This is a genomic window from Corticibacter populi (genome assembly GCF_004217315.1).
Taxonomy (GTDB): domain Bacteria; phylum Pseudomonadota; class Gammaproteobacteria; order Burkholderiales; family Burkholderiaceae_C; genus Lampropedia; species Lampropedia populi.
The window spans coordinates 445456-458261 of sequence record NZ_SGWR01000002.1; the positions used below are offsets into that span (position 1 = coordinate 445456).

Annotated in this window: 11 protein-coding genes; 4 read left to right on the forward strand and 7 right to left on the reverse strand. The window is 69.0% G+C overall.

Features of this window, described 5'->3' with window-relative positions; genetic code table 11:
* Positions 1–6: 6 nt before the first annotated feature.
* From EV687_RS08205 to EV687_RS08215, 3 genes are read left to right on the forward strand one after another with little or no spacing between them, the layout of a single operon-like run.
* The gene (locus EV687_RS08205) at positions 7–1320 is read left to right on the forward strand and encodes an amidase (RefSeq protein ID WP_122231112.1); all 1314 of its coding nucleotides are present in this window, start codon (positions 7–9) and stop codon (positions 1318–1320) included.
* A gap of 21 nt (positions 1321–1341) precedes the next feature.
* Positions 1342–2625: a M20 family metallo-hydrolase gene (locus tag EV687_RS08210; protein WP_122231114.1), complete on the forward strand. Its 1284-nt coding sequence runs from the start codon at positions 1342–1344 to the stop codon at positions 2623–2625.
* Positions 2626–2648: 23 nt separating this feature from the next.
* Complete coding sequence (locus EV687_RS08215) at positions 2649–3245, forward strand: cupin domain-containing protein (RefSeq protein WP_423201074.1); 597 nt, start codon at positions 2649–2651, stop codon at positions 3243–3245.
* A 193-nt stretch (positions 3246–3438) separates the two neighbouring features.
* Here EV687_RS08215 and EV687_RS08220 read toward each other — a convergent pair whose 3' ends face one another.
* The 5 genes from EV687_RS08220 to EV687_RS08240 form a co-directional block, all read right to left on the reverse strand.
* Positions 3439–4581, reverse strand: coding sequence for a CaiB/BaiF CoA transferase family protein (locus tag EV687_RS08220; protein WP_122231117.1), 1143 nt, complete (start codon positions 4579–4581; stop codon positions 3439–3441).
* Positions 4582–4603: 22 nt separating this feature from the next.
* A complete protein-coding gene (locus EV687_RS08225) occupies positions 4604–5053 on the reverse strand; it encodes a PaaI family thioesterase (RefSeq protein ID WP_122231119.1) in 450 nt (149 codons plus the stop codon).
* A 115-nt stretch (positions 5054–5168) separates the two neighbouring features.
* Positions 5169–6158 (reverse strand): tripartite tricarboxylate transporter substrate binding protein, encoded by a 990-nt coding sequence (locus tag EV687_RS08230; RefSeq protein ID WP_122231255.1) that lies wholly within the window; start codon positions 6156–6158, stop codon positions 5169–5171.
* Positions 6159–6507: 349 nt separating this feature from the next.
* Complete coding sequence (locus EV687_RS08235) at positions 6508–7512, reverse strand: Bug family tripartite tricarboxylate transporter substrate binding protein (RefSeq protein WP_122231121.1); 1005 nt, start codon at positions 7510–7512, stop codon at positions 6508–6510.
* Positions 7513–7706: 194 nt separating this feature from the next.
* Positions 7707–9410 carry an acyl-CoA dehydrogenase family protein gene (locus EV687_RS08240; protein ID WP_122231123.1) on the reverse strand — a complete coding sequence of 568 codons (1704 nt, stop codon included), beginning with the start codon at positions 9408–9410 and terminating at the stop codon, positions 7707–7709.
* Between the two features lie 163 nt (positions 9411–9573).
* On the opposite strand from EV687_RS08240, the gene EV687_RS08245 reads away from it, so the two are divergent.
* A complete protein-coding gene (locus EV687_RS08245) occupies positions 9574–10500 on the forward strand; it encodes a LysR substrate-binding domain-containing protein (protein WP_122231125.1) in 927 nt (308 codons plus the stop codon).
* A 40-nt stretch (positions 10501–10540) separates the two neighbouring features.
* Here EV687_RS08245 and EV687_RS08250 read toward each other — a convergent pair whose 3' ends face one another.
* Positions 10541–11527, reverse strand: coding sequence for a tripartite tricarboxylate transporter substrate binding protein (locus EV687_RS08250; RefSeq protein ID WP_122231127.1), 987 nt, complete (start codon positions 11525–11527; stop codon positions 10541–10543).
* Positions 11528–11601: 74 nt separating this feature from the next.
* Positions 11602–12804, reverse strand: coding sequence for a 3-oxoadipyl-CoA thiolase (pcaF, locus tag EV687_RS08255; protein ID WP_122231129.1), 1203 nt, complete (start codon positions 12802–12804; stop codon positions 11602–11604).
* Positions 12805–12806: the final 2 nt, after the last annotated feature.

Below are 12806 nucleotides of genomic sequence, written 5' to 3' on the forward strand. Positions count from 1 at the left end.
GATGCCATGAACGATTGCCTCAGCTGGTCTGCACGGGACCTGATCACCCGCCTCCAACGCCGCGAACTGCCGGTGCAGTCCGTCGTACAAGCATGCATCGAACGCATCGAGGCCGCCGAACCCGGCATTCTCGCCTGGCAGCACTTCGACGCCGCACAGGCGCTGGCACAGGCCCGCGCGCTGGATGCGGGTGCCACCCGCGGCTCCCGGCACGGGCTGCATGGTCTGCCCATTGGCGTGAAGGACCTGATGGACACGAGCGACATGCCGACCACGTATGGCTCCCCCATCTACGCCGGATATCGCCCCGCCGTTGATGCCGCATGCGTGGCCATGGCCCGCAGCGCCGGTGCCGTCATCATGGGCAAAACCGTCACGACCGAATTCGCCACCTTCCAGCCGGGCCCGACCCGCAACCCCCGCGCCCCCTTGTCCGTCCCCCGCACCCCCGGTGGTTCGTCGAGCGGCTCCGCCGCCGCCGTGGCAGCGGGCATGGTGCCCGTCGCATTCGGCACCCAAACCGCCGGCTCCATCATCCGACCGGCCGCCTACTGCGGCGTGGTGGGCTACAAGCCCACGCACGGCACGCTGCCGCTGGCCGGCATCAAGCCGCTGTCGCCCAGCCTGGACACGGTGGGCGCGCTGGCGCGCAGCGTGGACGATGCCGCCTTCTTCGTGGGCACGCTGGCGCGCCTGCCTCTGCCCTCGCTGGCGCCTCTGCCGCAAGGCCGCCCGTCTGTGGCTCGCCTGCGCGTGGCCCTGTGCCACACGCCATATTGGGATCGGGCCACCGGCGACACGCGGCAGGCCCTGGCAACAGCCGCCCGCCTGCTCGAACACCATGGCGCGCGTCTGACAGACCTTTCCCTGCCCGCGCACTTCTCGGCACTGAACACTGCGCAGATCGACATCATGGCCTACGAGGCGGCGGCGGCGTTCGCCCCCGAAAGACGCACCGCAGCCGATCGCTTCAGCTCAGCCTTTGCCGCCGTGCTGGCCCAAGGCCAATCCATCGACGGTGAGCACTACTTCGGCGCACGCATCGAAGCCCATCGTGCCCGCCATGCGCTGGACGCCATGTTCGCGGATTTCGACGTCATCCTGGCCCCCAGCACCGAGGGCGTGGCCCCCGAAGGATTGCAGGGCACCGGCGACCCGGTGTTCAACCGCATGTGGACCCTGCTGGGCAATCCATGCGTCCACGTTCCCGTCGGAGCGGGCCAGGACGGCATGCCGGTCGGCGTCACGCTGGTTGGGCGAGCCTTCCGGGATACCCAGCTCCTTGCCGCAGCCCATGCACTCGAATGCAGCCTGGCATAACCCTTACCACAGAGATACACCGTGAATCAGCCCCTCTCCCGGTCCGCCGAGCAGGCCCAGGACGCCATTGACAACGAACGACTGCAATCATCCATCGCGGCACTGGCGACCTTTGGCGGCCGCCCGGATGGCGGCGTCTCGCGCGAGACGCTCACCAGCATCGATCTCGCCTCGCGCCATTACCTGATCGAGCAGGCCCGCGCACTGGGCTGCGAGGTCATGGTCGACGACTGCGCCAACCTGTTCTTCCGGCGGGCCGGGCGCCGCAATGAACTCCCCCCGGTACTGACCGGTAGCCACGGCGACACCCAGCCCGTGGGAGGCAAGCTCGATGGCGCGTATGGCGTCGTCGCGGGGCTCGAGATCATCGCCGCGCTCAACGATGCTGGCATCGACACCTTGCGCCCCATCGAGGTCGTGGCCTGGACCAACGAGGAAGGCAGCCGCTTCGGCCCCGGCACCATGGGATCGAGCGCATTCGTCGACCCGTCGCGCCTGGCAGGCTACCTGGACGCCGTGGACCAGAGCCGGGTCCGCTTCGGCGACGCGCTGCAGGCAGCCCTGGACAGCATTCCGGGCGTCCCCCGCTGCGAGATGCAACGCCCGCTCTCGGCCTGCGTCGAGCTCCACATCGAGCAGGGCCCGGTCCTCGAGCGCGCCGGCATCCCCCTGGGCGTTGTGACCGGCATTCAGGCGGTCCGCTGGTTCACCGTCACCTGCCATGGTGCCATGGCCCATGCGGGAACCACCCCCATGGACGAGCGCCGCGACGCCATGGCGGCCGCCGTGTCCCTGGCGCAGAAACTCTACGGCTTCGCGGCAACGCACGCCGCCGACCAGTTGCGCCTGACGCTGGGGCGGTGGCAGGTCAGCCCGAATTCCGTCAACACCATCCCCGGTCAGGTGGAGTTCACCGTCGATGTGCGCTGCCTGGACGACAGTGTGCTCGACCGTTTCGAGGCGTTTCTGCGCGGCCTGGCGGCCGACGCGGGCGGCTCGGTGAGCCTGGAGCGATTCTTCCAGCGCGCGCCGACCCATTTCCCCCGGCCCATGCTGGACCTCATCCAGGCGGCGGCCGGGCGCGCCTGCGCACAGGCGGGCCTGCCCGCGCCGATGCCCATCACCTCGGGCGCGTTCCATGATGCGATGTATCTTGCCGACCATTGCCCGACCGCGATGATCTTCGTGCCGAGCAAAAATGGAATCAGCCATAACGCTGCGGAAGCGACCGACCCGCACGACCTGTTTCTGGGCGTTCAGGCACTCGCCTATACTGTGACTGCTCTGGCGAATCAAGAGACATGAACCCCATACCGCGATAGCGCCCCGTGACGACCGACACCGACTACGCCCAGCACCATCCCTCGAAAGAGCACGCCAACCCCACCAGTTCCCTGGGCGTGCGTCTGCGGCATGCCCGCCTGGTGGCGGGCTACACCCTGCTCGAACTGGCGCGCAGGGCCGAGTGTTCGGAAAGCCTGATATCCAAGATCGAACGCGGCTACGCCACCCCCTCGCTGACCATGCTGCACCGGCTGGCGGTGGCACTCGACACCAACATCGCGGCACTGACCACCGAGGGCGCACCGAGCACCGGTCCCGTCTTGCGGGCCGGCGAACGCCCCGTCATCCGCTCGGGCGACATTGCGCTAGAACGCCTGGTACTGCCGCAGCGGGGCGGCTTGCTGCAAGCCAACATCCACATCATGGAGCCCGGCCAGGCCAGTGACGGGCTGATCGAGCACACCGGTGAGGAGTTGGGTTATGTACTCGAAGGCTCGGTGGAACTGCAACTGGCCGACGAGCGCTTTGTCGTCCATGCGGGCGATGCCTTCGCGTTTTCCAGCCATGTGCCGCACGGCTACACCAATGTGGGCGAAGGGGTCGCACGCATTCTCTGGGTGAATTCGCCGGCGACGTTCTGACAACCTTGTTCACGATCTTTCCGTGGATCACGCAGGAGTTCAGAAATGCCGTGGGCAGGACGCCCGCCTTGTGCGTTTTTGACCTCCTGCCCTTCGGGCTGTCCCACGTATTGCCGGTCCGCCACCGCGGCCCGGATACCACCGTCAGGCCATCCGGTCGCACGCCCGTCTGGCGCAGCAGCCCGCGCCAGAATCAGACGCCAGGCTCTCCTTGCGGCAGGAAACCGGCCCCAGGTGTCAGTGGCGCGTGCCGATAGCTCGCCGGTGTGCGGCTGAGCTTGACGGGCGCGCCCAGGCCCTGGTAGTCGCCCATCTGCACCACCATCTCGCGGTGCTGCGTATGCGGATGGGTGAGCGCCTGCGGCACGTCGAGCACGGCGGCGGCAGGCACGCCACTGGCCATCAGTTGCTCGGCCAGCAGTTGTGCATCGGCGCCAGCCAGCCGTTCCTGCAGCAGCACCTTGAGCGCCGCGCGGTGGACCGAGCGCTGCTCGTTGCTGCGGTAGTCGTCCTGCTCCGCCAGCTCCGGCATGCCGATGGTGCGGCAAAAAATGGCGAACTGGCGGTCATTGCCCACCGCCAGGAAGATCGGCCCGGTGGCCGTATCGACGGTGTCGTACGGGTAGATATTGGGGTGGCCGTTGCCGGTGCGCTGCGGCGTGCGACCGCTCATGAACCAGTTGGCCGCATGCGGATGCAGCAGCGACAGGCCGCTGTCGTAGAGCGCGGCCTCCACCAGCTGGCCCTTGCCACTGGCCTGGCGCGCCTGCAGCGCCAGCAGCACGCCAATCACGGCGTTCAGGCCGGTCACCATGTCCACCACCGGCAGGCCCACGCGCAACGGGCCGCCCTCAGCCTCGCCATTGATGCTCATCAGCCCGGACATGGCCTGCACGGCCGCGTCGTAGCCGGGCAGGCCGCCAAGCGGCCCATCGCTGCCGAAGCCGCTGACGCGGCACCAGATCAGGCGCGGAAAACGCTCGGCCAGTTGCGCGTAGCCGATGCCCCACTTCTCCATGGTGCCGCTCTTGAAGTTCTCCACCAGCACGTCGGCATCGGCCATCAGCTCCAGCAGACGCTGGCGCCCCGCTTCGGTGGAGAAATCGAGCTGCTGCACGCGCTTGTTGCGGTTGAGGCCGTAGTAGTAGGAGGCCACGCCATCACGGAACGGCGGACCCCAGGTACGCGTGTCGTCCCCTTGCGGCGGCTCGATCTTGAGCACGTCGGCGCCGTGGTCGCCCAGCACCTGGCCGCAGAACGGGCCGCCGAGGATGCGCGAGATGTCGAGCACGCGGATGCCCGCCAGCGCGGAAGGGTTGGAAATGTGGGGGGTCATCGGAGCTTCTCCCTGTCGGTTTTCATGGGCCTGGCGCAGCACCTGGTGCCGGGCCTGCGGGGGTGCGCTCCACCAGCTTGAAGGTGCCGGTGGCCAGCGCCAGCAACTGCCCGCTTTCGTCGTGCACCTCGCCACGGGCGAAGCACATGGCACGGCCGCGCCGCTCGCAGGTGGCACTGGCGATCACATCGCCGCGGCCCGGTGCCAGGAAATGCACGGTGAGGTCCAGCGTGACCACGCCAAAGCGCCCCGGCTCGTGGGCGCGGCAGGCACTGGCCAGCGTGCAGTCGAACAGCATGGAGAGTGCGCCGCCATGCACCTCGCCGCGGCTGTTGGTCCAGGCCGGGTCGTAGGGCAGCAGCACCTTCGCCTGCAGGCCGCCGATCTCCAGGCCGCGCAGGTCGAAGCTGCCGGCCATCGGCATGGGCAGTTGGAACAGGATGCCTCGCGGCTCGGGTACAGGGGTCTTCATGGGTCGTTCTCCTCGTCGGGTTTGGGGCGATCGCGCCGCCGGCCATGCGGACGGCGGCACCGCGCGGCGGACGCACAGCATAGCCGGACATGCCGGGTGCGCAATGGCCGGCAAGTCAGTCCAGTGCGCCCGAAGCCTTGAGCTGCTCCATGCGGCCCTTCTCGCGTGCGAAGGCGTCCTTGGCGTACTGCGCGAATGCCTCCGGGCCGCGGTAGTTCAGCGGCTGGTTGAGTTGGTCGAGGATCTTGCGCCCCTCGGGCGACTCCAGCGCCGTCTTGAAGGCGTCGTGAAGAATGCGCACCTGCTCGGGCGACAGGCCCTCGGGCCCGGCAATGCCGTAGGGCGACTCCACCACGGCATTGACGCCCAGCTCGCGCAGGGTCGGCACGTCGGGGAACTGCGGCACGCGCTCGGGCGTGAGCATGACCAGGTAGCGCAGGCGCCCGGAATGGATGTGCGACGAAGCCACGCCGGAGAGCACGCCGGCGTCGATGTGACCGCCCAGCAGATCGGCCGCCTGGTCGGAATCGCCCTTGTAGGGCACGCGGTTGAGGTCCAGCCCGGTGAGCTGCATAAGTTCATTGACCACGATGTTCGGGGTCTGCACCGGCCCGGCCGCGCCCACCGAGATCTTGCCCGGGCGCTTTTTCACATCGGCGGCGAAATCGTCCCAGCTCTGCCACGGGGCATCCTGGCGCACGGCCAGCCCGAAGGTGTAGTCGGTCATGCCGATGATGTAGGTCAGCCGCAGCGGATCGAAGGCCACGCGGTTCAGCCAGGGCTCGCGGTACACGCTGGCGGGCAGCACGGCGATGGTGTAGCCATCGGGCTGCGCGCGCGCCAGCGCGGCGGCGCCAAAGGTGCCATTGGCGCCCGGCTTGTTGTCGATGATGACCGGCTGGCCCAGCACCGCTGAGGCCTGCTGGGCCACCACGCGCAGATGCGCATCGGTGGGTCCGCCGGCGCCATAGGGCACGATGAGCTGGATCGGCTTGCTCGGGAAGGGTTCTGCGCCATGCGCCGGTGGCGTGGCCAGCCAGGCCCCGAGGCCGGCCAGCAAGGTGCCGGCCATCAGCCGGCGGCGGTTCAGATGGAAGGGGGTCATGCTTGTCTCCTGTTGTTGTAAGAACCTGTTGACGATCTTTTCGCGGGCCACGTTGCCCCGCCAGGCGATGCGATGCAAGGCGCGAACCGCAGTCGGGCCGGTGGCCCGACGAGGATTTGTAACGCCGCAGCGCGCGCCTGCCGGGACAACCCGCAGGGCAGGAGGTCGAAAACCCACCGGGCGGCGTTGCCCGCCTTGCCCAGACCCCCAGTCTGGGCTGCGACGGGCGTCTTGCCACTGCATTTTTGACCTCCTGCGTGACCTACGAAACGATCGTGAACAGGTTCTAGGAACCCGTGCCGCACGACTTGCCTCGCATGGGCTGGCCTGCAGCCGCGCGGCTGCGGCATCAGTCCAGCCTGGCGCCGGCTTGCTCGACCACGGCGTGCCACTTGTCCAGCTCGCTGGCGATGAAGCCCGCCAGGTATTCCGGTCGGTAGTCAGTGCTCAGTTCCAGGCCCTGGTCGCTCAGGCTTTTGCGCACCTTGTCGCTTTGCAGCACCTGCGCGAAGGCCTGGTTGAGCCGCCCAATGCGCTCGGGCGGCGTGCCCACCGGAGCGACGACGCCAAAGAACACGCTGACGTCATAGCCAGGCAGCCCCTGCTCGGCGATGCTGGGCAGCTCCGGCGCAACCTGCGAGCGCTGCGCGGTGGCCACGCCCAGCGGCTTGACGCGGCCCGAGCGCACATAAGGCATGGCGGTGAGGATGTCGGTGAAGCTCATGTCCACCTGGCCGGCCAGCAGGTCGTTGAGCGCCGGGCCGGTACCGCGGTAGGGCACATGCTGCAGGTCGGTACCGGCCATTCCGTTGAAGAGCACGCCCGCCAGGTGCGAGGAGGCACCATTGCCCGACGAGGCGAAGTTCAGGCTGCCCGGCTTGGCCTTCTCGAGCGCGATCAGCGCCTGCACGCTGTCCACCGGCAGGTCCTTGCGCACCACCAGGATGTTGGGCAGGTGGCCCACATAGATGATGGGCGCGAAGCTGGTGCGGGGGTCGTAGTCGACCTTGCTGTAGAGGCTGTGGTTGATGGCCAGCGGGCCGGATGTGCCGAACATGATGGTGTAGCCATCGGGGGCGGCGCGTGCCACGGCTGACGCGCCGATGTTGCCGCCAGCGCCGGCGCGATTGTCCACCACCACCGACTGGCCCAGCAACTGCCCGACCCCGGCGGCCAGCGTGCGGGCCATGGCATCCGTCGGCCCGCCGGGCGGGAATGGCACGACGAAGGTGATGGCCTTCTCCGGGAATTCCCCGGCCTGCGCGGTGTTGACGGCCGCAGCCGCCAGGCCAGTGGCCAGCAGGCCGGCGCTCAGTGCCCGCAGCATGCGGCGGCGGTTGAGGTAGTTGTTCATTGGTTTGTCTCCTTGCTTGTTGTCTGGTCCGGCCTGGTCCGGCCTGTTCCGGCCGGTCATTGACCCGTTCACTCACCCGCCCCGGCCGACCGGCACCGGCATCAGCAACGGCATCGGCCGGCGCAATGCCTCCAATCAGCCGCCGGCCAGCCCAGGCAGGGTTCGTCCGATGTGTGGTTCAGCCGCAGCCAGCCTCAGGCCTGCACGGTGGAGGCGGCCGAGGCGGCGTTCCAGCCCGCCGGGATGGTGTCTTCCTGCAGCGGATCGCGCGGCAGCACCCGGTGCAGCAGTGCCAGCTGGGCCAGCCGCAGGCGCTCGGCGCTGCCGGTGTGCCCGGCTTCCCAGGCCATCGCGGTGGCGCTGGCGCAGTGGTAGAGGCCCGAGGCCGCCTGGCGGGCCAGCCGGTCGCCGCCGGCTTCGGCGGCATGCGCGGCCAGTGCGGCGGCCCGCTCGAAGGCGGTGCGCAGCGCGGCGGCAAAGGCCGGCGCGATGCGCGCATCATCGAGCAGCGCCACGCAATGCTGCTGCAGCACCGGCAGCGAGCCCTCGCGCCGGATGGCCCGCAGCACGTCGAGCGCGACGATGTTGCTCGTGCCCTCCCAGATCGAGCCCAGATGCGCGTCCCGGACCAGGCGCGGATCGCTCCATTCCTCGATGTAGCCGCAGCCGCCGCGCACCTCCATGGCGTCGCCGGTCAGCTTACGGGCGTCGCGGCAGGCGCGGAACTTGATCAGCGGCGTGAGGATGCGCAGCAGCGCGTAGGCCCCCTCCTCGCCGCCGTCCGAGCGCTGCAGCGCCCGCGCGGTCTGGAACACCATGCTGCGCGCCTGCTCGGCGGGCACGCGCAGCTTGTCGAGTTGGCGCTGCATCAACGGCATGTCCTGCAGTGCCTTGCCGAAGGCATGGCGCTCGCGGGCGATGAACTCGGCCTCGGCGACGGCGCGGCGCATCATGCCGGCCGAGCGCACGCCGTTCGACAGCCGCGAGTTGTTGACCATGTCGGCCATCTGCACGAAACCCCGGCCGGGTTCGCCGACAAGATGCGCGATGGCCCCTTCGAGACGGATCTCGCCGCTGGCCATCGAGCGCGTGCCGAGCTTGTCCTTGAGGCGGATGATGCGGTAGTGGTTGTGGCTGCCGTCCGGGAGGTCGCGCGGCAGCAGGAACAGCGAGACACCCTTCATGCCGGCCGCCCCGCCCTGCATGCGGGCCAGCACCATGGCGAATTCGGCATCCGGGTTGGAGCAGAACCATTTGTCGCCATGCAGGCGCCAGCTGCCGTCCGCGGCCTGCTCGGCCAACGTTTCGGTATTGGCGATGTCCGAGCCCGCGGCCTGCTCGGTCATGAACATGGCGCCCTGGGCCATGTCGTCCACGTCCATCTGCAAGAGGCGCGGCAGGTAGCGCTGCACCAGCTCGGGCGAGCCGAACTTCTTGAGCGTGCGCGTGAGCGAGTCGGTCATCGACAGCGGGCAGCACAATCCGAACTCGGCCTGCACGAAGAGGTAGGTCAGTGCGTACTTGGCCAGCGGCGGCAGCTTGCCCTGCCAGCCCAGCACGTCGTCGCGGTGCGAGATCACCGAGAGCGCAAACTCGTTCCAGGCGATGTGCTCCATCTCCACATAGGCCGGATGCTTGAGGATGCGCTGATCATCCTGGCCGCTGCGGCTGCGCAGCGAGAGCACGGGCGGATTCTTGTCGGCGATGCCGGCGAGCTCGTCGAGCCGCCCGCCGGCGAGCTGCCCCATGCGCTGCAGCCAGGGCTGCAGGTGCGCGTTGACGTCCTCCGGCAGGTACAGGCGCAACAGTTGCTGCATCTGCAGGTCGCCGGCATAGAGATTGCTGCCGTGGCGGTCCGGCACGGGGTGGCGGGTGCTGGCAGGGTTGGGATCGGGCATGGTGTTGTCTCCTGTTGGCGCTCTTGGCAACCGGTCAAGACCGGATGGCGGCCTTGATGCATGGCGCTGTCATGCGGTCATTGTGCGCAGGCAATCATTCAAGTCAAATATCGATTAAATCTTGTACGATACTTAAAAAATATCAAAAAGGAGGCACGGAAGCATGGAACTCAGACACCTGCGCTACTTCATCGCACTGGCCGAGGAACTGCACTTCGGCCGGGCCGCGCAGCGCCTGGCGATCTCGCAGCCACCGCTGAGCGTGGCGATCCGCCAGCTCGAGGAGGACATGGGCGCACGCCTCTTCGAGCGCAACAGCAAGGAGGTGCGGCTGACCGCCGCGGGCGAGCACCTGCTGCCGCGCGCGCACCAGCTGCTGGCCGACACCAAGGAGATCGCCGCCGAGGTGCGCGGCGTCGCGCAGGGTCAGGGCGGCCACCTGCGGGTGGGCTTCGTCGCCTCGTCGATCTATCGGGGCCTGCCCCAGGCCTTGCAGCAGTTCCAGCGGCAGCACCCGCAGGTGCGGCTGGACATCACCGAGCTCAACACCAGCGAACAGGTCACCGCCATCTCGGCCGGCCGGCTTGATTTCGGCCTGGTGCACGGCAGCCACCTGCCGGGCAATCTGCACAGCAGCCTGCTGGTCAAGGAGCCGTTCCTGTGCTGCCTGCCCGCAGGCCATCCGCTGGCCCGGCAAGACCCGATCGACCTGCGCAGCCTGGAAGGCGAGCGGCTGATCCTGTTCTCGCGCAGCGCCTCGCCGCTCTACCACGAGCAGGTGCTGGGCCTGCTGCGCAGCGCCGGCGTCGAGCCCGAGCACCTGCACGAAGTGCGCCACTGGCTGACGGTGGTGGCACTGGTCTCGCGCGGCCTGGGCGTGGCGCTGGTGCCGTATGCCATGCGCCGCACGCGCCTGCCGGGCACCGTGTTCCTGCCGCTGGCCGGGCGCCACCCGCCCTCGGCGACGCTGGCGATCTGGCGCAAGGGCCCGGCCAACCCGCTGATCGAGGTGTTGCTCGATGCCATCCGCAGCGCCCTGCAGCAACTGGAGGCGCCGGCGCAGGAACTGCCTCTGGCGGACCAGGACTGACAGCCGACGATTGGCGGCTGACGGCTAGCGGCATGCCGGATCAGTTCACTAGCCCTTGCGCGCGCAGGTATTCGACGCGGCCTTTCTCCCGCTCGATGGCCTGCCGCGCATAGTCCGCATAGGCCTGCGGTGCCATGTAGTTGAGCGGCTGGTTCAGGCTGGCCAGGGCCTGGCGCCCCTGCGGCGATTCGAGCGCGGCCTTGAAGGCATCGTGAATGCGCTGCACGTGCGCGGGCGGCATGTCGGCGGGGCCGGCCAGGCCAAAGGGCGAGTCGACCCAGGCCTCCACCCCCAGGTCGCGGAAGGTCGGCACGTCCGGGAACAGCTCGGCACGCTCGGCGGTGAGCATGGCCAGGTAGCGCATGCGGCCCGAGCTGATGTACTGCACCGCGGTGCCGGTCATTGCCGCGGCATCCACGTGCCCGCCCAGCAGGTCGGTGGTCAGTTCGCTGTCGCCCTTGTAGGGGATGAAATTGAAATCCAGCTGCTTGGCATCGGCAATCTCGCCGAGCACGATGCGCGCCGTGCCGGTGGCGCCGGCCATGCCGACCGAGATCCGGCCGGGCCGGCGCGCGGCATCCTCGGCGAGTTCCTGCCAGCTCTGCCAGGGTGCATCCTGGCGCACCGCCAAGCCGAACACATAATCGGTCAGGCCGATGATGTAGGTGAGCTTGAGCGGATCATAGGGCACCTTGGCGAGAAAGGGCTCGCGGAACACCGTGGCCGGGATCACCGCGATGGTGTGGCTGTCGCGGGCGCGCGCCAGCATGGCCGCGCCAAAGGTGCCATTGGCACCCGGCCGGTTCTCGATGACGATGCTCTGCCCGAGCTGCTGCGAAGCCTGCGTTGCCAGGGTGCGCAGCAGCGCGTCGGTCGGCCCACCCGCGCCATACGGCACGATGAGCTGGATGGGCTTGTCCGGGTAGTCGGCGGCGCTGGCCATGGGCGCTGCCGCCAGGCCCGCCAGTCCCAGGCCGGCCAGCAGCGTCCGGCCGATGAAGCGGCGTCGGGTGTCATTGGTATGCATGCTTTGTCTCCTTCTCATTGTCTTTGTCCGGGTCACACCGGCTGCCGTCCCGGCCGCAGCCGACGCCCTGCCGATCAGACTTTCTCCAGCACCAGCGCAATGCCCTGGCCCACGCCGATGCACATGGTGCACAGCGCATGGCGCCCGCCCGTGCGGTGCAGGCGACTGGTGGCTGTGGTGGCCAGGCGCGCGCCGCTGGCACCCAGCGGATGTCCGAGCGCAATGGCGCCGCCCCAGGCGTTGACACGCGCATCGTCATCGGCCAGGCCCAGCTCGCGCAGCACCGCCAGGCCCTGCGCGGCAAAGGCCTCGTTGAGCTCGATCACATCCATCTGCGCGAGTGACAGGCCGGTCTGCGCCAGCACCTTGCGCACCGCAGGCACCGGGCCGATGCCCATGACGCGCGGCGCCACGCCGGCCACCGCCATGCCGACCACGCGTGCCCGGGGCGTCAGACCATGCTGGCGCGCCGCCGCCTCGCCAGCGAGCAACAGCGCGCAGGCACCGTCGTTGACGCCGCTGGCGTTGCCGGCTGTCACGCTGCCATCCGGGCGCACGATGCCCTTGAGGCGCGCCAGCGCCTCAAGGCTGGTGGCGCGCGGATGCTCGTCGTGTGCCACCAGCACCGCCTCGCCCTTCTTCTGTGGCACGGCCACCGGCACGATCTCGGCGGCCAGGTGCCCCGCCTGCTGCGCAGCCACGGCGCGCTGCTGGCTGGCCAGCGCCAGGCGGTCCTGCGCCTCCCGCTCGATGCCGAAGTCATCGGCGACGTTCTCGGCCGTCTCGGGCATCGAGTCGATGCCGTACTGCGCCCTCATCAGGCGGTTGACGAAGCGCCAGCCGATCGTCGTGTCGTACACCGCGTTGCTGCGGCTGAAGGCGCTTTCGGCCTTCGGCATGACGAAGGGCGCGCGGCTCATGCTCTCGACGCCCCCGGCAATCATCAGCGCCGCCTCGCCAGTGCGGATGGCGCGCGCGGCCGAACCCACCGCATCCAGGCCAGATCCGCACAGGCGGTTGATGGTGGCACCCGGCACGTCGATCGGCAGCCCGGCCAGCAGCGCGGCCATGCGCGCGACGTTGCGGTTGTCCTCGCCGGCCTGGTTGGCGCAGCCGTACAGCACGTCGTCCACCGCGGCCCAGTCCACGCCGGGGTTGCGGTCCATCAGCGCCTGGATGGGCAATGCCCCCAGGTCGTCGGTGCGGATGCTGCTGAGCGCGCCACCATAGCGCCCGATGGGGGTGCGGATGGCGTCGCAGATGAAGGCTTGGGTCATGT

Bases quoted from the DNA above. Each gene is read 5' to 3' on its own strand.
- EV687_RS08205 (WP_122231112.1), top strand. From the start codon at position 7: ATGAACGATTGCCTCAGCTGGTCTGCACGGGACCTGATCACCCGCCTC.
- EV687_RS08220 (WP_122231117.1), bottom strand. From the start codon at position 4,581: ATGACCCCCCACATTTCCAACCCTTCCGCGCTGGCGGGCATCCGCGTG.
- EV687_RS08225 (WP_122231119.1), bottom strand. From the start codon at position 5,053: ATGAAGACCCCTGTACCCGAGCCGCGAGGCATCCTGTTCCAACTGCCC.
- EV687_RS08230 (WP_122231255.1), bottom strand. From the start codon at position 6,158: ATGACCCCCTTCCATCTGAACCGCCGCCGGCTGATGGCCGGCACCTTG.
- EV687_RS08235 (WP_122231121.1), bottom strand. From the start codon at position 7,512: ATGAACAACTACCTCAACCGCCGCCGCATGCTGCGGGCACTGAGCGCC.
- EV687_RS08240 (WP_122231123.1), bottom strand. From the start codon at position 9,410: ATGCCCGATCCCAACCCTGCCAGCACCCGCCACCCCGTGCCGGACCGC.
- EV687_RS08245 (WP_122231125.1), top strand. From the start codon at position 9,574: ATGGAACTCAGACACCTGCGCTACTTCATCGCACTGGCCGAGGAACTG.
- EV687_RS08250 (WP_122231127.1), bottom strand. From the start codon at position 11,527: ATGCATACCAATGACACCCGACGCCGCTTCATCGGCCGGACGCTGCTG.
- pcaF (WP_122231129.1), bottom strand. From the start codon at position 12,804: ATGACCCAAGCCTTCATCTGCGACGCCATCCGCACCCCCATCGGGCGC.